The organism is Streptomyces sp. NPDC091972 (assembly GCF_044756385.1).
GTDB lineage: Bacteria > Actinomycetota > Actinomycetes > Streptomycetales > Streptomycetaceae > Streptomyces.
Genome location: NZ_JBIVSV010000025.1, coordinates 1 through 22,271 on the forward strand (window position 1 = coordinate 1; position 22,271 = coordinate 22,271).

25 protein-coding genes are annotated in these 22,271 nt (G+C 68.7%); 15 read left to right on the forward strand and 10 right to left on the reverse strand.

Features of this window, described 5'->3' with window-relative positions:
• Positions 1-497 precede the first annotated feature (497 nt).
• From ACIQJT_RS40765 to ACIQJT_RS40775, 3 genes are all read left to right on the forward strand, one after another.
• On the forward strand, positions 498-3,026 hold the full coding sequence (locus ACIQJT_RS40765) for a Helicase associated domain protein (RefSeq protein ID WP_402650585.1): 2,529 nt from the start codon (positions 498-500) through the stop codon (positions 3,024-3,026).
• Complete coding sequence (locus ACIQJT_RS40770) at positions 3,026-3,568, forward strand: hypothetical protein (protein ID WP_402650586.1); 543 nt, start codon at positions 3,026-3,028, stop codon at positions 3,566-3,568. Before ACIQJT_RS40765 ends, ACIQJT_RS40770 begins: the two co-directional genes overlap by 1 nt.
• 94 nt (positions 3,569-3,662) lie before the next feature.
• A complete protein-coding gene (locus tag ACIQJT_RS40775; protein WP_402650525.1) occupies positions 3,663-3,899 on the forward strand; it encodes a hypothetical protein in 237 nt (78 codons plus the stop codon).
• Between the two features lie 240 nt (positions 3,900-4,139).
• Here ACIQJT_RS40775 and ACIQJT_RS40780 read toward each other — a convergent pair whose 3' ends face one another.
• Positions 4,140-4,592, reverse strand: a complete 453-nt coding sequence (locus ACIQJT_RS40780) for an ATP-binding protein (RefSeq protein WP_402650526.1) — start codon at positions 4,590-4,592, stop codon at positions 4,140-4,142.
• A 166-nt stretch (positions 4,593-4,758) separates the two neighbouring features.
• On the opposite strand from ACIQJT_RS40780, the gene ACIQJT_RS40785 reads away from it, so the two are divergent.
• Positions 4,759-5,127 (forward strand): STAS domain-containing protein, encoded by a 369-nt coding sequence (locus ACIQJT_RS40785; RefSeq protein ID WP_402650527.1) that lies wholly within the window; start codon positions 4,759-4,761, stop codon positions 5,125-5,127.
• On the opposite strand, the gene ACIQJT_RS40790 is transcribed toward ACIQJT_RS40785, so the two are convergent.
• Together ACIQJT_RS40790 and ACIQJT_RS40795 are read right to left on the reverse strand one after the other, a co-directional pair.
• On the reverse strand, positions 5,116-5,469 hold the full coding sequence (locus ACIQJT_RS40790; protein ID WP_402650528.1) for an ANTAR domain-containing protein: 354 nt from the start codon (positions 5,467-5,469) through the stop codon (positions 5,116-5,118). The genes ACIQJT_RS40785 and ACIQJT_RS40790 overlap by 12 nt on opposite strands.
• 476 nt (positions 5,470-5,945) lie before the next feature.
• Complete coding sequence (locus ACIQJT_RS40795; protein ID WP_402650529.1) at positions 5,946-6,326, reverse strand: DUF6300 family protein; 381 nt, start codon at positions 6,324-6,326, stop codon at positions 5,946-5,948.
• A 662-nt stretch (positions 6,327-6,988) separates the two neighbouring features.
• Between ACIQJT_RS40795 and ACIQJT_RS40800 the strand changes: the two genes are divergently transcribed.
• Entirely contained in the window at positions 6,989-7,159 is a 171-nt protein-coding gene (locus ACIQJT_RS40800; protein ID WP_402650530.1) for a hypothetical protein, read from the forward strand.
• Between the two features lie 1,238 nt (positions 7,160-8,397).
• Here ACIQJT_RS40800 and ACIQJT_RS40805 read toward each other — a convergent pair.
• The gene (locus ACIQJT_RS40805; protein WP_402650531.1) at positions 8,398-8,970 is read right to left on the reverse strand and encodes a transcriptional regulator; all 573 of its coding nucleotides are present in this window, start codon (positions 8,968-8,970) and stop codon (positions 8,398-8,400) included.
• A 106-nt stretch (positions 8,971-9,076) separates the two neighbouring features.
• Between ACIQJT_RS40805 and ACIQJT_RS40810 the strand changes: the two genes are divergently transcribed.
• Positions 9,077-9,370: a hypothetical protein gene (locus ACIQJT_RS40810; RefSeq protein WP_402650532.1), complete on the forward strand. Its 294-nt coding sequence runs from the start codon at positions 9,077-9,079 to the stop codon at positions 9,368-9,370.
• Between the two features lie 166 nt (positions 9,371-9,536).
• Here ACIQJT_RS40810 and ACIQJT_RS40815 read toward each other — a convergent pair whose 3' ends face one another.
• The 3 genes from ACIQJT_RS40815 to ACIQJT_RS40825 form a co-directional block, all read right to left on the reverse strand.
• A complete protein-coding gene (locus ACIQJT_RS40815) occupies positions 9,537-11,060 on the reverse strand; it encodes a helix-turn-helix domain-containing protein (RefSeq protein WP_402650534.1) in 1,524 nt (507 codons plus the stop codon).
• A complete protein-coding gene (locus ACIQJT_RS40820) occupies positions 11,057-12,295 on the reverse strand; it encodes a hypothetical protein (RefSeq protein ID WP_402650535.1) in 1,239 nt (412 codons plus the stop codon). Before ACIQJT_RS40820 ends, ACIQJT_RS40815 begins: the two co-directional genes overlap by 4 nt.
• Positions 12,296-12,686: 391 nt before the next feature.
• Positions 12,687-13,013, reverse strand: a complete 327-nt coding sequence (locus ACIQJT_RS40825) for a helix-turn-helix domain-containing protein (protein WP_402650536.1) — start codon at positions 13,011-13,013, stop codon at positions 12,687-12,689.
• Between the two features lie 55 nt (positions 13,014-13,068).
• Between ACIQJT_RS40825 and ACIQJT_RS40830 the strand changes: the two genes are divergently transcribed.
• Both ACIQJT_RS40830 and ACIQJT_RS40835 read left to right on the forward strand, forming a co-directional pair.
• Positions 13,069-13,713 carry an HAD family hydrolase gene (locus ACIQJT_RS40830; RefSeq protein WP_402650537.1) on the forward strand — a complete coding sequence of 215 codons (645 nt, stop codon included), beginning with the start codon at positions 13,069-13,071 and terminating at the stop codon, positions 13,711-13,713.
• A gap of 4 nt (positions 13,714-13,717) precedes the next feature.
• Positions 13,718-14,554 carry a DUF1932 domain-containing protein gene (locus ACIQJT_RS40835; RefSeq protein ID WP_402650538.1) on the forward strand — a complete coding sequence of 279 codons (837 nt, stop codon included), beginning with the start codon at positions 13,718-13,720 and terminating at the stop codon, positions 14,552-14,554.
• Positions 14,555-14,561: 7 nt separating this feature from the next.
• Here ACIQJT_RS40835 and ACIQJT_RS40840 read toward each other — a convergent pair whose 3' ends face one another.
• The 3 genes from ACIQJT_RS40840 to ACIQJT_RS40850 form a co-directional block, all read right to left on the reverse strand.
• A complete protein-coding gene (locus ACIQJT_RS40840) occupies positions 14,562-15,128 on the reverse strand; it encodes a guanylate kinase (RefSeq protein WP_402650540.1) in 567 nt (188 codons plus the stop codon).
• Positions 15,122-16,153: an AAA family ATPase gene (locus ACIQJT_RS40845; protein WP_402650541.1), complete on the reverse strand. Its 1,032-nt coding sequence runs from the start codon at positions 16,151-16,153 to the stop codon at positions 15,122-15,124. Before ACIQJT_RS40845 ends, ACIQJT_RS40840 begins: the two co-directional genes overlap by 7 nt.
• 183 nt (positions 16,154-16,336) lie before the next feature.
• Positions 16,337-17,089, reverse strand: coding sequence for a GntR family transcriptional regulator (locus ACIQJT_RS40850; RefSeq protein WP_402650542.1), 753 nt, complete (start codon positions 17,087-17,089; stop codon positions 16,337-16,339).
• 425 nt (positions 17,090-17,514) lie between these two features.
• On the opposite strand from ACIQJT_RS40850, the gene ACIQJT_RS40855 reads away from it, so the two are divergent.
• The 7 genes from ACIQJT_RS40855 to ACIQJT_RS40885 all read left to right on the forward strand — a co-directional run bounded on the left by ACIQJT_RS40855 (position 17,515) and on the right by ACIQJT_RS40885 (position 22,166).
• Positions 17,515-18,288, forward strand: a complete 774-nt coding sequence (locus tag ACIQJT_RS40855; RefSeq protein ID WP_402650543.1) for a hypothetical protein — start codon at positions 17,515-17,517, stop codon at positions 18,286-18,288.
• Positions 18,289-18,418: 130 nt separating this feature from the next.
• Positions 18,419-18,574, forward strand: coding sequence for a hypothetical protein (locus ACIQJT_RS40860; RefSeq protein WP_402650544.1), 156 nt, complete (start codon positions 18,419-18,421; stop codon positions 18,572-18,574).
• 177 nt (positions 18,575-18,751) lie between these two features.
• Positions 18,752-19,165 carry a hypothetical protein gene (locus tag ACIQJT_RS40865; RefSeq protein ID WP_402650545.1) on the forward strand — a complete coding sequence of 138 codons (414 nt, stop codon included), beginning with the start codon at positions 18,752-18,754 and terminating at the stop codon, positions 19,163-19,165.
• A gap of 315 nt (positions 19,166-19,480) precedes the next feature.
• A complete protein-coding gene (locus tag ACIQJT_RS40870; protein WP_402650546.1) occupies positions 19,481-19,621 on the forward strand; it encodes a hypothetical protein in 141 nt (46 codons plus the stop codon).
• Positions 19,622-19,794: 173 nt separating this feature from the next.
• On the forward strand, positions 19,795-19,995 hold the full coding sequence (locus ACIQJT_RS40875; protein ID WP_402650587.1) for a DUF5999 family protein: 201 nt from the start codon (positions 19,795-19,797) through the stop codon (positions 19,993-19,995).
• A 126-nt stretch (positions 19,996-20,121) separates the two neighbouring features.
• On the forward strand, positions 20,122-20,997 hold the full coding sequence (locus ACIQJT_RS40880) for a hypothetical protein (RefSeq protein ID WP_402650547.1): 876 nt from the start codon (positions 20,122-20,124) through the stop codon (positions 20,995-20,997).
• Positions 20,998-21,011: 14 nt separating this feature from the next.
• Entirely contained in the window at positions 21,012-22,166 is a 1,155-nt protein-coding gene (locus ACIQJT_RS40885) for a hypothetical protein (RefSeq protein WP_402650548.1), read from the forward strand.
• Positions 22,167-22,271 lie beyond the last annotated feature (105 nt).

Here is a 22,271-nt window from a genome sequence, read left to right on the forward strand (position 1 = left end):
CGCGCGGTCTGCTCCGCAGACACGACGCGCCGCCGCTACGCGGCGGATTCCGGCTTCGCCGGAATAGCGGCGGAACTCCGTTCCGCCTACCGGATCACTCCGTGATCCGGGGGCCCGGCCTCCGGCCCGGGCCGTCCCGTACCGGCCTGCTCCGCAGTCCAGTACGGGACCTGACGCCCCCCTCCGGGGGCGTCAGGAAAGCGGCGGCAACAGGAAGAGCGTGCGGCGGTGCGTCACCGGCTTCCGCCTGACGCGAGTTTGACGTCCCGTCAACTCCGACTCCATCAGGTTCCGGCCGCCCTTGACCGCTTTCGGTCACTTCCGAAGAAGTCTCGTGCGTCACTCTCATAGGCGGCTTGAGTCTGGGATGATGGCAGAGTACCTCTTCGCTGGAAAAGTTGGCGTGAGTGGGGCGTCATTTTTGGAACCGGATGAAATCTGGGTTGAAGCTGGATTTCCTCTGAATACACCGGATAATGTGGGGTCTTGTGACTGGCATGGAATTGAGGCCGCATCAGGCTGAGGCTGTCGATAATGTCGTCCGCATTCTCGGCACGCCGCCGGGTGGGCATATGCCGCCCGAGGGCCTGCGGACGCAGGTTATCGCTGCAACCGGCTCCGGGAAAAGCCTCATTGGCGCGGAGTCCGCGCGCCGCCTTTCGGCGCGTCGGGTGTTGGTGGTGGTCCCGACGCTGGATCTGCTGACGCAGATGGCCGGCGCCTGGCGTCGGGCGGGCCGGTCGGGGGCGATGATCGGGGTCTGCTCGTTGCGGGCGGAGGAGAGCCAGGGTCTGCCCTGCACGACCGACCCCGACGAGTTGGTGTCGTGGCTGGAGGGGCTGGAGACCGTGACGGTCTTCGCGACCTACGCCTCGGTGGGGCTGCGCATCCTTCAACGGGCGCACGCTGCTGGGCTGGGGGTGTGGAGCCTGATGATCATTGATGAGGCCCACAGGACCAGTGGCGATGGAATGAAGCCGTGGGCGGCCGTCCACGACCAGGCGCAGTTGCCTGCGGAGCGGCGGTTGTACATGACGGCGACGCCGCGGGTGTGGGAGGCCGGGGCCGGGGGTGAGCGGCCGCGGTTGGTGGCGTCGATGGAGGATGGGTCGCCGGTGTTCGGGCCGGTGGCGTACAGGCTGACGCTGTCGGAGGGGGTGGCTCGGGGGATTGTTGCGCCGTATCAGGTGCTGTGCCTGGATATCCGTGATCCGGAGTTGTATGCCGCGATGACGAGTGAGGACTCCGGCTCGGATGCGGTGCGTGGGGCGCGGTTGGCGGCGGTGCAGGCTGGGCTGATGCGTGCGGCCGTGACGGAGCGGTTTCGTCGGGTGTTGTCGTTTCACAGCCGGGTGGGGGAGGCCGAAGCGATGGCGGCCGCGGTGCCGGTGACTGCGGGCCGGCTTGCTGAGGACGACCCGGACATGTACCCGCCTGCTGATCGGGTGTGGGCGGACTGGCTCTACGGTGAGCACGCTCCCGCGCATCGCCGCCAGGTGCTCGATGAGTTCGCTTCCGATTTCCTCGGAGGACCTGGTTATGATGGCCGGGATGTGCGAGCGGAATTGCGGGTGCTTTCGTCGGTTCGCGTTTTGGGTGAAGGTGTAGATACCGCAGAATGCGACGCGGTCCTTTTCGCGGATGCGCGCGGCTCGATGGTTGATATCGTGCAAATGGTAGGTCGGGCGCTTCGGCTGCATCCCGGGCAGGGGAAACTAGCAACGTTGATCGTTCCGGTATTCCTCGGACCGGACGAGGACCCCAATGAACTGCTCACGTCCAACGCCTATGACGTGTTGTCGAAGATCTTGGGAGCTCTGCGGGCGCACGATGCGGACACCATCGAAGCCCTCGCCGATCCTCGTCTGCGCAACAGCCGCCGGCCGTCCGACGACCATGGCGGTGAGGACGGTGTCGGCGTCCTGGATGGTGACGGCCAGGAGCAGGATCTGGTGCCGCCGGTGGGGGCTGCAGCCGCGGGGGTGCTGCGGTTCACCGAGGAACGCGACCCGGCCGCGCTGACCCAGTTCGTGCGGCTGCGCGTCATCGATCCCGAGGGCGCCTACTGGCGGCGTGGCATCGAGGCGGCCACCCGGTGGCTGCGCGAGACCGGCAACACCGAGCTGCGCGTCCCGTACACGTATGAGACCCCGGAGGACTGGGGAGCCCTCGGGGGCCATCCGCTGGGGGTGTGGCTGGCGGACCAGCGCCGGTACTACGCGGCCGGGGCGCTGGAGGCCAAGCGCGTCACCGAGCTGGGCAACCTGGGCATGGTGTGGTCCGTGCACGCCTCCGCGTGGGAGGCCGGCCTCGCCGTCGCCCGCGACTACGCGGCCATTCACGGGCACTGCCTGCCGGGCGCCGGTGTGGTCTGGGACGGCTACCCGCTGGGGGTGTTCCTGAAGAATGCCCGGACGGCCGCTAAGAAGGCCCGTGAGAACGCCGTGCGCCGCGCGAACGGGGAAGAGGGCGTCTCGTATGCCGGGGAGCTCTCAGAGTCGCGTATGGAGGCGTTGAACGAGATCGACCCCGGGTGGGCCCCGGAGTGGGAGATCGGATGGCAGCGCTCGTACCGGCTCCTGCTCGCGCATGTGAAGGCGGGCGGACAGCTCCCGGCCGGGCCGGGGGACGTCGTCGTCCAGGGCGAGGACCTCGCCGTGTGGGTCGCCGGGCAGGTGGCCGGTTGGGACCGGCTGCTGCCGGCACAGCAGTACCTGCTGGAGTCACTCGGAGTGCACCCCGAGAACCAGGGTGTGCCGGTGGTGCCGGTACGGCGGTCGCAGGATGAACGGTGGGCGATGAACCTCGCCGCCGCCCGCCAGTTCCACGCCCGCGAAGGACACCTGCGCCCCGCACGCAAGCACGTCGAGACGATCACCACAGACGGTGGCGGTCAGGAGGTCGCGGTCAAGCTGGGGGCATGGCTCGATAACGCCCGGCGCCGGGTCGGGACGATGTCCGCGGAGCGACGCGCCGCACTGGCCGAACTCGGACTGGAGTGGGCTGTCGTGGAGGGCGGGGCGTGATGTGGAGTCCTGAGGACGTGGCCCGGGCCGCGGTACGGCGCCAGGGCGAGGGACTGGACCAGGGGCAGGTCGCGTCGAAGGTCGCGGAAGCCGCGCGGCGGGAGCAGGAGACACGAGAGCAACTGCGCACGTCCGCGGCGTCCCTGTCCGGGCTGGACGGGCTGAGGGAGGATCCGGAGCGGCTCGCTGCGGTGTGGACGGCCCGGCACACGGAGTGGCGGCGCGTGGCCGCGCTGATGGAGCAGGAAGGCTGGCCGGTCTACGCCCCGGAACAGGACGTGAAGGGCAGTGAGTGGGCGCAGAAGCGGGACACCGCGCGCGACGGCGCTCTCGCCCGTCAGGCCGCGTGGCAGAAGGAACGCCAGGACGCGCGTGACGAGTTGCAGGCGCACGTGTGGCTGCCCGCTGATGCGAGCCGCCGGCTACGCGCCATCGCCGCCCGCACCGGCCTGACACCGGAGCAGATCCTCGCCCAACTCGCCGAACACGTCCGGCTGACCGAGGACGGCGCTCTCACGGCGGGCCCGTTCACCCCGCAGTGAACGGGCCGCGTGCTCGTTGAGTCCGGTATGGATCAGGGAGGACTCTCATGAGGATCATGCGTAACCAAGATCAGCTCAAGACTGTTCATAAGGCATGAACAGCATGAAACGGGCACTTGTCACTGTCATTCTCGCCGGCGCCGCCCTCACCGTGTGCGGCACGGCACAGGCCGCAGACCAGCCTGGAAAGCACTACTTCGACTCCACGAACTACGTGAACTTCATGCTGGAATCGATGCCCTCTGCCCCCATCCCCGGACTCAGCGACGATCTCAAGGTCGGCCTTGCGCAGAGCATCATGAAGATCATCGCCGAGCGTATCGGGTTGTAGGCATCAGAGGCCGCTTTGCCTTGCTTGGGGCGGGTCTGTCCCGCCCCAAGCAGCTTGCGCTATGAGCCCAGTGGCAGGGCCTGACGCCGGGACCGCCGTCGGTCTTCTCTGATCCCGTAGCGGGACCACGTCCGGGTGACCGAGGACGGTGCTCTCACGGCGGGCCCGTTCACCCCGCAGTGAACGGGCCGCGTGCCTTTGTGCCCCCGGCTGGCTGTCACGTTCGGCTGCGGTCGGCTCTCAGGCTGCTGGGTGTTCGGACAGGGCGATGCGGGCGGTGATGCGTTTACCGACCGGTTCCTGCTCAATGAACAGGCTCTCGGTGACGGCCTTGACGATCTCCAGTCCGTGCTGCCCGATCCTGCCGGGATCCGCCGCCCGGGCCGCCGGCACCGTGGGCTCGCTGTCCCACACCACGATCTCCACCGCGCGAGCCGTGACGCGCAGCTCCATCAGAACAGGGCCCGGGGCGTACTTGCGGGCGTTGGTGACCAGCTCACTGACGACGAGCTGGGTGAGATCCCTTACGCGGGAGGACACCGGCACGCGATGGCCGGCGCGGGCCTGGTCGAGGAACGCGGCGGCGTGGTGACGGGCGTCGGCGATGCATGAGTCGTCCGCTTCCAGGGCGTAGCCGGCGCGCAGGGTGACATCCTGTTCGGTGCGGCCGTCGCCGCTGGTATGGGATCCCACTGGCCTCGCCTCGCTCCCCGTTCACGAGCCAGTACCCGTCGGTCATCCGTGCATGCTGCAAGGGTGTCGGTCCGGTACGGCCGCCCGGGTGTATCCGGCCCAAGCGGTGGGGCAGACTCGCCACGCACCCCGAACCGCGGGCACCGCCGAACACTGTCGAGGAGACGTGGCCGACATCGAGAACGCGGACCAGCCCAAAAGGCTCTCCGTCGAGCATGCCGTGGTCGACGGGGTCCGGGTGGTGACCGTGCGCGGCGAGATCGATCACGACGTGCGCGAGGTCTTCCACGAGGCTCTGCAGTTCGAGGACGGTGTGCCAGCGCCCTGGCGGATCGTCGTGGACCTCAGTGGAGTGCCCTTCATGGACTCCAGTGGCATCAACACGTTCATCGCCTGCCACCGGCAGGTGAGCCAGAAGCAGGGGTGGGTGCGGATCGCGAGTGCCCACCCGTTCGTCGTGCGGGTGCTCGCGCTGGTCGGTGTCGATGCCGTCATCGCCTGCTACCCCAGCGTCGAGCAAGCCCTACACGCCTGACCTGCCCTCTGCCGGTCCCGGTCCGTCCGGGGTGTCTGCTTGGCTGCGCTGCACGGCGGCGTCCAGCTCCTGCCGCACCGGCTCGCACAGCGCGTTCCCCAGAGCCCAGCCGATCACTGTTTCCGCGACCTTATGCAGTTTGATGTTGGTGTGCTGGGAGACCTCGCGCAGCACCTCGAACCCGGCCGCCGGCGGAATCCGGTGAGTGGCGGTGAGGACACCGATGGCCTGGTCGATAAGTGCGTGGGAGTCGACGGCGTGCCGCAACTGGGCGTTCTCCCGCACAAGACGCGCCACCGCGTCATCGCCGTCGGTCGGTCGCTGGGCGCGGGACGTCGTCATCACCAGTCTCCATACGGGGGCAGGGTCTCCAGTACACCTGCCCGGGCGGGACAGTGAGACGCTCCCAGCGGAGCGAAGATCACATGAGGGGGTGGGGTTCTTCGCCGCCCCTGGCGGCGAAGAACCCGAGAGGCTGTCACCCCAACCCCTCCCCAGCCGAGTCGCCATCCCGTCCTGACTCACACCCGAATCCCGCCGCAACCTGCGCGGACTCACCCGACCGGGCGAGCGAGGTGTCACGACCGCGCTGTCCGCAGGCGCGGCACCTCGCGGTGCTGGCCCGGAAGATCGCTGACGCGTGGAGGTGCCGCAGTCGGCACCCGCGTGACGGCGGGATCCCATCGTCGTTGGACGGTGTGCGTCCCCGATTCGGGGCCCCGGGGCCGTTCCTCCGGGGCCCTCAGCATGCGCAGATCCGCATGGCTGGTGACGGCGCCTCGGTGGTCAACGTCTTCACACCGTAGGAGGCTGACGGATCAGGCCTGAGGTGGGTGGAAGACCCAGCCCATGGCTTCCATGGTCTCCGTCTCCCACATCGCGAAGAGCAGGGGCAGGTCGACCGCGCGCCGGGCGGGATCGCGTTTCCAGCGGATCAGGTCGGCCGCGGCCGGGCGGCCGCTGTCGCAGTGCTCGCACAGCTCCAGCATCACCCCCGGTGCGGGCGCCCTCCAGTGCAGCACCACCTCGCGGCCGCACCGCGAGCACGACACCGGTTCTCTGTCCCCGCGATGCTGGTCCACCAAAGGCCACATGCCCTGGAGCTGCTCATCGGTCACCGAGTCCAGGGCCCCGTCAACGTTGGGCGTGCGCCAGAAGGAACCGTCGGGACGGACGACGTAACGCCACTCGAACGACATGACAGCCCCCTCTTGGGACGAATGTGGTGCGATGCGCCACCATGTGCCCGCTCCCAGAGGGCCGTCAAGAGCCACACCATGCTCGCACCTCACATCCGCGCTGGATTACGACATAACCCGCGTGTAAGGCAGATGGTCGGGACCCAGGCCGCTCACACGGCACCGTCTCAGAGGGCCGGTCAGTGAGCGTCATGTGGATCAGCTAACCGACTCGACAGACACAAGTTAGGAAGGCGCTGCCCACCACCGACGCAAGTGTGGCGGGTGCGGAGAAATTACAGGTCTTCCACCACTGAGCATGCAGGGCCCGGACCAGATGGTCCGGGCCCTTGCCGTGCTGCGAGGGCTAACCGACTCGACAGCGCACCTATACCAAGGGCCTGGTGATGGCCCTGCAGAACCGAGCAGGGGGAACAGCGATGCGAAATGCCTCTACCGTGGATACGGCCCCGGGAGCCGCGCGAGCGGTGCTGAGGGGACGCCGACCGCGAGGCGATCAACCCACGCGGACAGCGCCACGACAGGCGCCGGCCCCTTCTTCACACGCTCTCGCAAGGAGAACAACCGTGTCCCGGGATCCTGGTCCCTCCAACTCGTCCGCAAGTACTCCCGGCATGCCGGCTCCCGCTGTCCGCGCTGGTACTCCGCTTGAGGCCAAGCTGATGGTGACGGCGATCGTGCTGACGGCGCTCGCGCTCGCGCTCATCGCGGGCATTGCCGGCTACGTGCTCTCCCACACCCTGATGACCGCTGTCGTGTGGGGCGGCAGCGTGTTCGTCTCGGTCGCCTTCGGGGTGCCGTCTCTGGTGAAGATGTGGTTTCACGGCCCTTGAGCATCCGCTCAGGGGCACTTCCGGTCGCGCGTCGGGTCACCGTGGCTGGCGCGCGACCGGACCGCTCGACGGAATGCAGGCACGGTGGATGGGGTCGCTGGCCCTCACCTCGTGCGAACAGGGCCCGGAGTACGAAAGTACGACCGTCTGCCTGCGACAACGCTGTCAAGAGGGGGCGCGTTCATCCGGAGAGCGTGCTTCCTGTGTGACCTTGGGCACGCAACGGGTGGGAACTGACGCGCGAGGCTGGACGTACCACCAATTTGCGGACGGGCGCGAGGACTTCGGATTTCGTCGCCGCGGGTGTGTGTGCCCAGCGTGGCGGGGTCGCGCGGCACGCAATGACCACAACCGGGCACGGCGTGCCCGAGGTTGTGCATCGACGCACAAGCAGGGACGACATCCCCGGTCAGGGCGGCGGGACTTGACGGTACGGCGGAGCCTGCTCCCCTCGGGTAAAGTGCCCGCATCCGTCACTCCGGGTGCTCATGCACGGTCGTGCCTCCCCGGGAGTCCACGAAGAATGTGGGCCTCCACGGAGGACCTGCGAAATCCGCAGGCCTTCACGGAAAGTGGGGTGACGGTCCTGATGGCTGTGCAAGATCTGCCAGAGGGGCACTGTCGGTGCTGCAGCAGGCGGAGTCGGTTCTACCGAGTCGCTCGCTGGCTGGGGCCGGTCTACACGATGTACCGCATCGTGACGGACCTCCTGCCTCAGTAACGCGGAAGACCCCGACCTAACCGGTCGGGGTCCGCGCTGCAGACGGTGTGCTGGAGAGGGCCTCACCCAAGGCTTCGCGGGCTGACGGGTGGGGCCTTCTTTATGTCCGAATGCGGTTACCGTCGCGTAAGGCAAGCAGGAACCGCCTTTTTGTGGCGGCTGTCACACTCTCGCGCGGCGACGTCCCCATCGTGCCTCAACTGGGGGGAGTTATGCGACTGCTGGTCAGATGTTGAGCACTGATCATTCAGAGCCCTGCGTCCGTAATACCCCAGGTTGGTAGCGGTTTGACGGACCCCAAATTGGGTGTGACGTGTCGCACATCACACACCCGAAAGGGTGGAGGTCACATCATCTGCGCTTGGTTGAATGAGGGGATTTGCCGGGTGTTCTCCTGATCAAGACACCCGGACTCAGACCCTCCGCTTGTGAGCCGAGGTACCTTACCCGCCGGGTCTGACAATGACGTGCTGGCAACCCCCCGTCCGCAGCACGTGCCGCCTCAGATGATCGCTCTTCACGCCGCGAACCCCACGTTGGTGACGTACTCGTACTGGCCCCACTGGGAGCCGAGGTCGACGACCAGGTCGACCCAGGCGTCGTCGAGCTCCTGGTCGTCGCCGGCCGCCCAGGCGGCGACGATCCGATCCCAGCGGCGCACGTTCATCGCGCGGAACTCCACGGGGCGCTGGCGGGGCCGGGAGACCTGGGACTGGTTGAGGGGGTGGATTTCCACGCGGGTGCCGCGGCCGTCGCGGTTGAGGCGGGCGGCCAGGTAGCGGGCGACGTTCTCGCGACGCACGGTGCGGTAGGCCCGCTCGATCGCCTCCAGGTTCTTCCTGGACGGGCTACGGGTGCCGGCCGTCCAGGCGCGCAGGGTGCGGTCGGTGACGGTCAGCCCGGCGGCCCGGGCAGCCGCCAGGGCGTGGGGGGTGCGGGTGAGGTAGTGCAGGCGCGCTTGGAGGCCTCGCCGGGCGGTGACGGGGGTGGCGATGTAGCCGGCGAGGGCGTCCAGTTGGCGGGCGACGGCTTCGTGGCCCTTGATGCCGCGGGCGCCGTACTTGCCGAACTCGATGTTCCGCTCAGGCACTTGCTGTTCCTCCGTTCCGTTCCCTGGCAGGGCAACCTACCGGCGCGTGCAGCGTTTGGGGCGCCCGTCCGGCGGGGCACGTCCCCACATGGGAGAGGGGAACGCCATGACCACCGAAGTAGCCGGCACGGACGCCTGGCTGAAGGAGATCGGCGCGCAGGCGCGCACGTCGACGGCCCGCGTGTTCTCCGTGAGCGTGCCGCTGAACCATCCCGACAGCCCGGACCAGGCACCCGAGCATTTGGTGGCCGCGACGATCGAGGGCGTTGAGGTCCACGGATGGCAACTGGAGAGCATGAGCACGTACGGGGCCGCATTCACTCTGCCCCCATACGAACCCGATCCCCGTTTCTGGGCACTGCTGGTCTTCCGCACCACCTACCGTGGCCGCAACGTGTGAACCGGACCCGACGTGCAGGTGCGGCATGAGCTGACGCATCTCGCCTTCCTTGATCGCCTGTGTGGCATTGTGAGCGCCTTTCCCGCCTCGAAGCGCTGAACAGGATCCTGCAGGGGGCGCGCGGCATTCAGCGAGGCACTGAGCACCGTCTACGGGGCGCACTCGGCTACGTCTCGGTCGGGCCGGCAAGACCTTGCTCGGTGCCGACGGTGTAGACGTCCTTGACCTTCACCTCGGTGACGCCGCGGCCTTCGGGGAACACCGCCCGCCAGTCACCGGTGACATGCAGTTCGTCGGTTCCCATCGCGCGAACGACCATGAGGCCTTCGTCGTAGGCGCGGTGGGCCTTCCACCACAGGTTCACGAAGGCCTGGGAGCGGATGAGGTGCATCCAGTCGGCGCGGTACAGCTCCCGGTTGTAGTTCGACTCCCCCATCGTGGAGACGAACTTGGAGTACATGGCCTTCACGTACTCCAGCGTCACCTCGTCGTCCTCGGCGATCGCCCGGTCGCGGGCGTCCTTGAGAGCGATGCGGAACTTCTCCAGCAGGCTCTCCGTGGCCCCCGACGTCCAGGACTCGTGGATCTGCGGCGGCTCACACAGCCCGTACTTCGGTCCCGACAGGCGCAGCAGCAGGCGCAGGGTCGGCTCGGTCACCCACAGCGGGCCGGGCTCGTCCCGGCTGCCGAGCGGGTTCGGCAGGTAGGCGTCGTGGTCCCAGGCGGGCGGGGTGATCAAGTGGACACCGGCGCGCCGCCGGTCGTGATGGTTGCCGGTGGAGTGCTCCAGCTGCCCGAGCGGCAGGTGCGTCTTGAGCGCGGACAAGTATGCGCCGTTGATGTCGAGGGCCGTGACCTCGTGGCGGCCGGCAGGCAGCTGGGGGCGGGTCCATTTGGGGCGGGCCTCCCAGATCTGGTCGGCGCCGCGGGCGGTCTGCTTGCGCAGGATGTCGGGCAGCCACGGGTGGGCGACGACGTCGTAGCGGCCGCCCTTGCGGGTGTGGTCCAGCAGCGCCATCGCGTCCGGGATCGCCCGCTTGACCAGCGCCGCGGTCGCCGCCTCCACATCGCCGGCGTGTTCGTCGAGCGCGGCCGCGACCGTGGAGCCGATCAGGTCCGGGGTGTCGGAGGCCGCCTGCGCCCGGCGGCCGACCGGCACCACCTTGACGCCGTGCGCCGCCCGGCTCTGCCCTGCGGCGGGCGCCGGCGGCCGCGACTCCTTCCGTGGCGCCGGCTCGTGCGGCCGCACGGGTTCAGGTGCGGGCGCGGTGGTGCCGCACTCGGCAGGGTCCAGGTGCTGCGGGAACCCTTCGACCTGGTGCCGGGCCGGCTGCCCGCACAGCACACACGGCTCAGGCACAGGCAGCACCTCGCCGCCAGCGTCATCGGCCCGCCCGGCGCCTTCCAGGCCGGAAGCGCCAGCGGAAACTTCCGCGGCCGCGGAGGCCGCCAGCTTGGTGCGGGCTCCCTCGAGGAAGTACGCGTACTTCTCCCGCACCTCGCCGCTCGGCTCCCGCCCGGACTCCCAGCCGCCGACCGTGGATGCGCCGACGCCCAAGGCGTGCGCGAGCTGTGGGCGTGAGAGGTGCAGTCCCTCGCGCAGCCAGCGCCGTTCCTCGGCAGGCGGCAGCGGAACCTGGTCCGACGACGCGGACGCGAGCAGTGCATCAATGGCGTGGAAATCGCTCATCGTGAAGCCCCTGCGGCGACTCGGTCAGGGTGACAGTCCGGGCACTTCTCCCCGCTGCCCATTTCTCCAAGGGTCCGGAACCGCGGGTTGAGGCGGGCCGCGGGAGAGCCCGGGCCGCACTTGGTGCACCACTCAGGCAGTCCGGATCGGCGGGACTTGGTGGTGGTTTGGGTGACAGGTGCTGTGGACATCTCCGCATGCCGAACGAGGTCGGACCAACCGCGGGCCGCCATCTCCCGGGCCCGGTCGCACAGCCAAGCCTCTGGCAGCCCCTGAGCCAGCAGCTCGACAGCCTGGCGATCCAGCTTGGCCTTGGTTCCATTCAGCACAGGTCGCCCCAGGGCTTCCGCGTACGCGGCCACGATCCGGGCTCCCGCTGCTGCGTTCTTGCGTGAACCTTCGCGCTGCGGTGGCAGTTCAGCCTCGGAGGTGTGGGGGGTGTGTTCCTCATGCGGAGCTTCGATCTCTCTCTCTCCGACCGGCGAGGCAGTCCAGATGCCTGCGGCGTCCCTAACGACAGGAGAGAGACCAGAGGTAGATCCAGAGGAAAAAACCAGAGGAAGATCGCGTTCCGGCTGGTCACCACGTGTCTGCGGGTCGGAAATCCGACTCCCTGGGTCGGAAATCCGACCCGCCGGGTCGGAAATCCGACTCCCTGGGTCGGAAATCCGACCCGTGCTTCCCGCCGGGTCGGATTTCCGACCCGCTTGGGAGACACGCTGGTCAGATGCCTGGCCTTCGCCTTCCACGAGGTCAGCGAGGGCCGTGCCCAAGGCCTTCAGCTTGTCCTCTGCGTTCCGCCAGCCCGCATAGTCGGCGGGGGCGGCGTCGTTGATCCGAATGCGGAGCGGCTTGGTCAGGGCGCTGGCCCGAGACGACGTCTTGATCGGCTGTCCCTCGGGTGTGGTGATCAGTCCGACCTTCGTCAGACCGTCCAGAATCCCTCGCACTCGTGTGAGGCTGCTGGGACCGCCGCTCGGGCTGGGAATCAGCTCGCAGAGGAGTTGCAGAGTCAGCTTCCGCACGTGGTTGCGGAACTTCTCTACGACTAGTCCGCGCAGGACCAGGTAGCCGCGAACCTCGCCGTCCTTGAGGTCCTCGCACAAGGCGATCCAGTCCTTGACCCGGGTGTCGTACCAGCCGTCATGGTCGGGGCCGTACAGCTCGACGACCTGATCCGGCGTGGCGGCCGATGCCTTGGGGCGGGTTGGTGAGGTCTTCCGGCGCTCAGACATGCTCACGCCACCTCCAGCAGAGGGAGTCCAGCACAGGCCGGGACGTCGGCGACGGGTCCCACCGTGGCTGGGATACCGGAGACGGTCCGCGCTGTCGGCGGACGGTAGAACTGTCGGTGCAACTGGGTCATCTCCCCAGGTAGGGGAGCCGCGACCAGTGGATGTGACCTATCAGGTTCCCGGAGTAGTGGCGTTGCGCAATCTGTAGCGCATACTCTGGGTATAGGTGACCACGCGGGCTTTCGGGTCCACGGGTATCACCCCCGGCGAGGTCACCTCACCGGATCACGACTCAGAGTTGGTAGCTCGGATGAGTCGGACTTGGAAGAGGCTCCTGTTGTGGCGACAGGGGCCTCTTCGCATTACGGGGCGCGTGCAGTGCGGCGCACAGTCAGCCCGCCTCTCGGTCGTGAAGATCTGCAGTTGCCTCAGGGTGCTTCTCAGCCCACCCGCTCAGCAGCCGGGCGTAAGCCTCCAGGCGTCGCCGATGCGGCTTGGCCTGACCGGTCTCCCACCGGTGGAAGGCGACCCGACTGACCCCAAAAACCTGAGCGACCTCATCCTGCGTCAGGTCCGCGGCCTTGCGCAGGTTCGCCCGCACATGCGGTGGCGGCAAGACGTCTGGTCGCGCGAGCAGAGCATCGACTGCATCGAGTAGTTCAGACACTGCTCCCCCTCTCCTCACGTGAACCGAAACTATACATAGATCTTGACTCACAGTGGGGGAGTTGATGGTGTGTCACCGCAAGATCCTCCCGGCTAGGGTCAACGGCATGCGTTTCGCCCTCTTCGATCTGGACGGCACCTTGGTCGACCGCGGTGCCGCCTACCCGCGCGCCGTGGCCGGCTTCGTTCACGAGCATGGCTACGGCCCCGAGATCGAGCAGTGGCTGCTGACCGAGCTGGCCGACCGAGCAGACCGTAGCGACTTTGACCGCCTGCGCACCGTCTTCTCCCTTAACGAGTCGACAGACAACCTGTGGCGTGCCTACGTCGACCGCATGGCTGCCTCCGTGCACTGCCGTCCCGTCGTTCTCGCCGCTCTGGAAGAACTCAAGCGGGCCGGTTGGAGTCTCGGCATTGCCACCAACGGCGCCGGCGACATTCAGCGGGCCAAGCTCACCGCGTCCGGCCTCAGCGACCTGGTCGACGGCGTTGCGGTCTCCGGCGACATCGAGATACGCAAACCCGATCGTCGGCTCTTCGAACTCGCCGCCATGCGCTGTGGTCTGTCCCTCGCCGACGGCGGCTGGATGATCGGCGACAACCCGGCAACGGACATCGGCGGCGGCCGCCAGGCGGGCCTGCGCACCATCTGGCTGCGTGGCCGCCCCTGGCCCAAGGAGCTCCCTGCCGCGCACCACACCGTCGATGACGTCACCGACGCCGTCGCGATCCTGCTCAACGAGATGGAGTAGCACCGTGGACCAGCCGACCGTCGGCATTCTCCACCCCGGCAGCATGGGCGCCGCCGTCGCCGCCTGCGCCGCGGCGAACGCATCCGCGGTCCTGTGGTGCGAGGCGGGCCGCAGTTCCGCATCCGCAGCGCGCGCCGCACAGTTCGGCCTGACGCCCATGGCCACGCTGGCGGACCTGCTGGACCGCAGCGACATCGTCATCGGCCTCTGCCCGCCGGCCGCAGCCGAGGAGCTCGCCCGCGACGTCGCCGGGCACCGCTTCGCCGGGGTGTACGTGGAGGCGAACGCCATCAACCCGGAGCGGGCGGTTCGCATCACCGAACTGCTCGAACCGACCGCGACCGTCGTGGACGGCGGCGTCATCGGCTCCCCGCCGGTCGGCGGCAAAACCCCGTTGCTGTACCTGTCCGGTCCGGCGGCCGCGACCGCGCGGATCGAGGCACTTTTCGCGGGCACGGCCGTGCAGACAAGGCCGCTGGGAGCGGAGATCGGGAAGGCTTCCGCGCTGAAACTGTCGTACGCCAGCTTCCAGAAGGCGTCGCGGGTGCTGGTCGCGCTCGCAGTCGGCATGGCACGAGGGCACGGCGTCGACCAGGAGCTCATCGAGGTCGCCTCCCGGCGCACCGACTCGTACCTCGCGGAGCCGGAGTATGTCGCCAAGACCGCGGCCCGCGCGTGGCGTTGGGGACCGGAGCTGGCGGAAGCCGCCGACGCACTCGCGGCGGCTGGCCTGCCGCCGGAGATGCTGCGTGCGGCTGCGTCCACGCTGGCACGGTGGAACGACGCCAAGGACGGCGAGCTCACGCTCGCCGACGCCTTGGACCGGCTCGCCCAGCCGTAGCCCGCATTCATGCCGTCGCCGCTCCCGTCCGCTGCACCAGCAGTTGGTCGATGAGCCGTGCTGCGTCCTGAGGAGTCGACGCCGTGGTGTCCACGCTCAGGTCCCAGACCATGCCCGGGTGTGCGTCCAGGTCCTCGCGGGTGGCGTCCCACGCCGCCAGGCGCGCCGCGGTGTCGCTGTCTCCGCGCCCCGCCGACCGCTGCTCAGTCACCTCGCGCGGGCACCACAACAGCACCACCGACCAGTCGGCCGGGTAACCGTTGATCAACGCTCGGATGCCGTCGATCTGCCCGAGGTGCACAACGGGCACCCTGGCCGCGAACGCGGCGTCGAGGCCGGGACGGTCGATCGCGTACGTGTTGCCGTACCGCGCGTTCGCGTAGACGACGTCGCCCGCGGCCTCCAGCTCGTGCAGATGGTCCGCTGTGCCCATCCGGTAGCCGGCCGACTTGCCTGCCCCGACCTTGAGCCGCGCGAACTGCGCGTACTTCGCGTGCAGCTCGGTGAGCGCGGCGGTGACGGTGTCCTTCCCCGACGCTGGCGGCCCATACAGGATCACCCCCTGCGTCACCACGCCACCGCCCCGATGGCCTGACGGGCCTGGTCTGCCAGCGAGATCGCAGCACCCATCCTGTTGTCCACCACCAGATGGGGTACCGCCGGGCGTAGATCCACGTCGACGGTGGCCACGTACTCCTCCCACCGTTCCAACTTCCACGCGTCCCGAGCTGCGCCACGGTGCGAGATGTACTCGTGCATCGACTCCACGTCGCACCGAACCCAGATCGGCGCCACTTCGACGCCGTGCGACGCGCACTTATTGATCAGCCGCTCCATCCACTGCTGGTCCGTGAGCTCCGCAATGAACGGTGCGGTCACTACAGCAGAGATGCCGCACGACACATGGGAGTAGACGGCCTGCATCAGCGCGGCGTATTCAGCCGGTCGGACCTTCGTGCGGTACAGGTCCGTGTGTCGGTCGTGGGCCTGCGATCCCAGCGCGGTCAGCAGCGGCTCCACCAGCGGCCGGGTCAGCGGGTCCTTGTCCACCAGCGGCCAACCCGTCAACTGCGTCAGGAACCGGGCGAACTCCGTCTTACCCGAGCCCGCATACCCACCCACCAGCACCACGCAGGGCCGATGCGGGTCACCACCGGTACGGCGCCGCTTCCACGCCTCCATCACGCGTTGCTGCCAGCTATAGCTGTCGAACCCGTCCCCGTCCGCGATCCGGGTCAGCGCACGTTCAACGGCGATGACATGGAGCCCATTGCGCTGCTCGGGAAGCGGACTGACCTCGAACTTCGTCTCTTCACCCGGCAGAGCGGGACGGAACCCGAGCGACGGCTCTGTCGCCCGATACAGCAGGCAGTACGCCCGACGGTATGGCGGACCCGGATAACTCTCGCCCGTCTCGTGCTGGCTCAATGTCTGGGGATTCGCGGCCGGCACATCCTTCAAACCAGCCTGCTCTGCCACCAACCGGAGCTGCTCACCGGCTTCCTCCAGCGTCAGCCCATGAGCTTCACGGTGCTCCCGCAGCCTGTCCGGGCGCCACCCAGCGCGCTTGCCCACCCCGTGATCCTCCGTCTTCACCATGATCCGGAGCCTAGGCGCGGGCCCCGAAAACCCGTGTGTACCTACTCGTTGAAAACGCGTTGAGGAACTCGTTCACCGAAGTGACGAGCTCTTCGTGATGTTCCTCAAAGCCTCTACCGGATGTGATGAGCCCCACGCAACGAAGCGTTTGAAGGGGCGAAACCAGTGGTCGTTCACACCTGGTCAGGAATGACCTCCATGCCAAACGCCAGGCCTGAGGATGTCCTCCCAGACCTCCAACGGACCGTCTTCATCCGAGTAGAGGGTGCGCAGCACAAGGAGCGGGACGGCCATGTCCGGCGGTACGTCGATGCCGAACTCCTCGAGTTCGCCGGGAGTGGCGAGACGCGCTCTACTCAACTCAGGACCAGCCGTGATCGTTTTGCCGGTGCGCTCGGTGTACAGATCGTGCCGGAACTTGGACATCGGGCCCTCGTCGAGCAGCTCCGGCAAGATCACCAAGGCCCGCATGTGGATCACATTCAGGGCCAGGATGGTGGGCTTGTCGTCCTGGACGAACGTCCGGCTTCGGAACACGACCTCGTCGTACAGATCGATTCCCAACAGCGTTGCAATCTCGGGATCCGCACAAGATCGGAGTACGGAGCGGGAGTGCACGTATTGCTCGTGGGGAGCGAGAGGCCTTCCTGTCCGGCGAAGCCGTTCCAGGCGGGCGGCGCCAGTCAAGACCGACGGCGGGGTGTCGTTGGGCCCAAGGACCATGGTGCCGACGCCCTGAGTCGTACGGACGAGCCCTTCTGCCTCCAGCGCCTGATATGCGCGATGAACAGTCGCGGTGGCCCCTTTGCCCTCGCTGACCAGGGCCTGAACGGAAGGGAGTCGGTCGCCAGGGCGGTATTCGCCACTAGCGATCTTTGCCGCGATCTCATCGGCGATCTGTCGCCACTTTGGCGGCTTGGAGGCCAGAGCTGGCATGGCAACTCCTCTCATCGTGTGCGGGCTCATCAGTCAACCACATTCTAGAAGACCTTGACAGTCTTCTAGAAGACCTGCATTGTAGTGGCTGCGAGCGGGACTGAGTGCCAGTCCGCACCAGTTCCCTCGTGTGTGCATTACCGCGAGAAGTCGCCCGGCCTTACAGAAGAGGCCGGACGTGCAAAACAGCAGGCGTCACCGTCTCTTCCGAGGCGGCGGCAGTCACCGCCTCTTCGGAGGCGGGGGCGGAGGGGTTGAGCCCGCGCTCCCCCGGTCGAGACGCCTTCATATCGAGCACCACAGAACGACCGTGAACAGCGCGTTTGCTGCGTTGTCTGTCCGCCAGGAACCACCCGACCGCAAGGCCGGCCTGGCGCGGCAGAGAGAGCAGCGCTCGCCCCTCACCTGCGAGAAGGAGATCCGAGATGGCGAACCGGAAGCGTCCCGGCCGTACCCGAACCAAGCGCAACAACCGTCGCGAGCCGCTCCTGCTCAGCAAGCTGCCCCCGGAGGACTTCAACGTCCGTCCCGGCGAAGTGAAGTCGATCGCCTGCCCGGACTGCAGGACCTGGCGCCGGATCATGGGGAACACCGACCTCAAGATCCGCGAGCACTGCATCTCCGACAAGGTCCCGGAGGGCGAGAAGCACGTTCTTTGCCCCGGCAGCAACCAGGCCGTGGTCATCGACATTGACGTCCGGCGCTGGCAGGCCCGACAGGACCGGCTGCTGCGCAACGCGATGCCGCAGGAGAACCGGCGAGCCGCCCGGCAGTTCTACAAGCCGCTCCCGGCCCCGGCCGCGCCGGTCTTCCGCATCAAGGGGGAGGTCATGCTGGAGCCGTCCCGCCAGTCCTACCTCGCCCACCGCAATGCCTGCACGCGGTGCGCCGGCCGCCAACACTGCACGACCGGCGACATCCTGGCCCGCCGCTACGTCCTGGCCCTCACCCAGGAGCCCGCCCGCCGCGAGGCCCGCAGGGAGCAGGAGCGTCAGGCGCGGAAGCAGGTGGTGCCGGCCGTCCGTAAGGCGCAGTGGGCGTCGGCGGCGCGCGACGCCGACACCCGCCGCACGGAACTGCCTGCCGGCGACGCCCCTGCGGAAGGCCGGGGAGTTCCACTGCTGCCGCAGAACGTGAAGGCGCATGACCAGCGCCAGGCCGAACTGGGCAAGCAGTACACGCAGAATGCAGCCGCCTGACAAACACCCGAGACGATCGACCACGGCCCTGGCCGTCCCGCACTCAAGGGGCGGCCAGGGCCGTGGCCGTACGGCCATTCACGCACCGGCACGCCAACACCCCGATTAACCCACCGAGTAGGAGGACGTGATGGACAGGCTTGAGGAAGTCCTCGCCCGGGCCGCTAAGAACAGGCGGGAGCTGGATGAGATGAATGCGAGGTACGAGGCGATGGACCAGGCCGAATACGAGGACTTCATGAAGGAGATGGACGCCCGCGACGCCGCGCGCGGCGAGCAGGCCTGACTCGCCGCCTGCGCTGCCCGCCGCCGATCGACCCCAGCACCGCGGGGCTGGTCGTCGGCGGAGTGCGCAGGACGCACTCCCCGCCGGACCGGGCGGGGCCATGCATGCGACGAACCCCCAGGGATTGCGCCCCTGGGGGTTCTTGTCGCAGGTCACCCAGTGAGAGGAACGACCTGCATGACCATCATGACTGATGCCCCTGTGGCGGACACCCGCCAGCCCCTGCCGAGGCGCCCGATCCCGCACGAGCGGGTCCCGGACAGGCCCACTCCGTCCGGCCCCCGACCGCACCCCGGTGTGGCCGACTCGATGGTGACGGAGGCCCTGCGCAGGGTCGTGGAGCTGGAGATCGGGCCCCGCGAGGTAGGGGCGATCTACCGCAACGTCGACGGTGTCTTCCAGGTGTTGGCCGTCATCCGCGACCCGGAACGGGCCCGCTCCCTGCTGGGGCGCCGCAGCCCGCAGTGGGCACTGATCGTCAAGGACGTCACCCGTGCCGACGGCGAGCCGTTTGTGATCGGCTCCGTGTGGACCACCTCGGACTACCTGGTCCGCGAGGCCGGCGCCCGCCGCACCGAGGCCTTCGCATGAGGCGCCGCCTCGCACGGTTACGCCAGCACCTGTGCCGCAACGGCGGCCAGTGCAGCGTCTGTTCCGGCTGGTTCGACGGCTGGCCCGGCGGCGTCTGCGCCGCCTGCCAGGCCAACGGTTACTGACCATCGCCCCAGTCCGACATCGCCACCTCTGTCGGCTGCCTGACCCGCCCGGCCCGGCCCCGCCCCCGTCGGCGGCCGGTCCGGGCGGCGTCCAGGGGAGCCGGACAGCTCCAACTCCCTTGATTCCCAACAGGAAGGACGGCTGATGTTCCGTCGCGACTCGAACACGGGCGAGGAAATCGCGCACCGCGTGACGACTCCGGCTGGCTACACCGCGGTCACGATGCACCCCGACTTTCACCGGCAGACGCCGGGCGCCGACCTGGAGGAAGTCCGCGGTCACTCCACCCCGCAGGGCTTCGTCGTCGAGCGCGTCGTCGACAACACCTGAGTTCGAACCGACATCGCCACCTCTGTCGGCTGCCTGACCCGCCCGGCCCGGCCCGCCCCCCGTCGGCGGCCGGTCCGGGCGGCGCCCAGGGGAGCCGCGCAGCCGCGCACCCCGTCCCTCACCCGCCTGGAGGTCTCTTCATGCGCACCCCGACCCGTCGTCAGCCGAGCTCCCTGTGCCTGCACACCCCGGCCTGCCCGACCGCCGACAGCCCGGACGCGGAGGCCGCCCGCGTGGTGGCCGACCACCCCGAGCAGGGCTGGTCGCTGCTGTGTAACGGCGTCCTGCTGTTCGACGACACCGGCGAGCTGCTGCCCGACGGCCGCGCCATCGCTCCGCACCGGCCCACCCCGAGGGTGCCGGCCCTGGTGTGACCGCATCGTCTGTCGGCTGCCTGACCCGCCCGGCCCGGCCCCGTCCCTGTCGGCGGCCGGTCCGGGCGGCGTCCAGGGGAGCCGCGCAGCCGCGCCTCCCACCCCGTCCGATCACGGAGGACTTCCGTGTCCCAGCTCATCCCGTTACGCGCGCTCCTGGACGACTCCGGGCTGCCGCGCAAGGAGCCGGCCGCCCTGCCGCAGCAGAACGCGGACGTGCCGGCCCAACCCTGCCAAGGAGAAGCCATGGCCCTCGGTCACACCGTCACCCTCACGGCCACCGAGATGGACACGATCATCACCCGTCTCCAGCCGCACTTCCCGCCCTACCTGCTCAAGATCGAGCCGGGCCCGTACAGCGGACTGCGCTTCGAGTTCGCGCCGTTCACCGGCCGCGAGCCGAAGCCGTTCCGTCCGCAGTCGTTCTGGGACGACCCGCAGCTGACGTTCGTGCCGCAGAGCACGAACCCCACCGAGCACCGGCTGAGGCGCTGTGCCGGGCAGATCCTGGACGACCTGTACGAAGAGGCGGCGGAGCAGTGGAAGGACGCCGCCTACGTCGCCGACCTGAAGGCCGTCGTCGGTGACGCCCCGGACCGGTGGCGGGCCTACGAGCGGGAGTCGAAGGCGCTGGCGTCGGCCTACGCCTACCTGCGCACCGGCGAGGCCGCAACGGAGTGGCCGGCCGCGCTCTCCCGTCTGGTTGACGCGCAGGACCGCACCCGCGCCGCGGCCGCCGCGTTCGACGACCGGGCTGAAGAGATCGCCCGCATGCACGAGACGCACCGGCATGCCGACCTCGGTCACGTCGCCGCGCTCACCCGGGCCGGCTACCCCGAGGCCAAGGACTGGCACATCGCTTCGGCCGACGTCTACGGCAGCGGCTACTGCAGCTCCTTCAGCACCGACGTCCCGCTCGCGGAGCAGGTGCGGAGGCTGATCGAGCAGCAGGACAACCACATCACCAAGGTCGGCCGCCTGATGGGCACGGCCACCGCCTGAGAAAGGAGTCGAGCATGAAGCACCTCAACCCGTTCAAGTGGCCGCGGCCGTCCCGGCGCGGTGCGGTGATCGGCGTCCTCGGGATCGTCACCCTCGGGGTGGCCATCCTGTCGATGTTCGTCAGCTACACCATTCTTGAGCCCGCGTTCGGCGGCTGGGCTGTGCCGACCGTGGGCGCCCTGGACGCCCTGTGGGTCGTCATGCAGGCCACGGAGATCCTCTCCGGCAACAACCGGGCCCGCGCCCGCCGCGTCCAGTACGCCGGCCTCGCCCTCACCGCCATCAACGCGGCCATCCCCACCACCGACCTGATCCTCGCCTCCCACGGCCAGTTCGACCTGGCCGTCATCCTCACTCCGGTCGCGATCGTCGCGACCAAGGGCGCCTGGTGGATCGCCCTGCCCTCGTTGGGCCGCAAGGTGTCGGCCGACACCCAGACGCGGATCGACGTCAAGCGCCAGCAGGTCGCCGACCGCCTGGAGGAAATGGAAGCCGAGGCCGCGGACCGGATCGAGCTGCTGGAGTTGGCCACGACGCTGGAGAAGCGGGTGGCCGAAGCCGAGACCAAGTACCGCAAGGCGCAGCTCAAGATCCAGCAGACCATGACCGAGGACCTGCACACGCAGGCCGTGTCCACCGAGAAGACCGTAGCGGAGAAGCCGCTGCCCGCCTCGGTCGCGGCGATCCGGCTGCCGGAGCTCGGCACGTGGACGCCGACCGTACCCGCCCTGCCCGTCACGGCCGACCGTGACGCCTCCGGCGTGGATCACCCGGCCCTGCCCGGAGGTCGTGACGCCTCCGGCACGGATGCCCGTGCCCGTCACGCTGGTCAGGGAGATTCCGGCAACGACCGGCACGCCGACCGGCACGGCGGGCATGACGCGGACCGTGACGCCGTCACGCTCGCGCAGCTCGCGACCGTCGCGGGCGTGCCGACTCCGCAGCCCGGCGAGCCGCTGACCGACGCCCAGTTGGACGTCGTGCTGCGGCACCTGCGCTACCGCGAGGACCCGCCCCCGTCCTACCGCAAGGCCGGTGAGGCCTACCGCAAGGCCGGCTTCGTCGGCAGTGAGGAGCGGGTGCGGCGCGCATGGGGCGCGCTGCTGGCGAAGGAGGAAGACGACCCCAGCGAGAACGAGAGCGAGGAAGAGGAGGACGCGGACGTCTGACCAGCGCGTCCGGCACCACCAGTGAGGGCCAGTCCGCCTGTGCGGACTGGCCCTCGCCGCGACTGCCGGAACCCAGCACCACCGCAGTCGACGGGTGCAGACCCG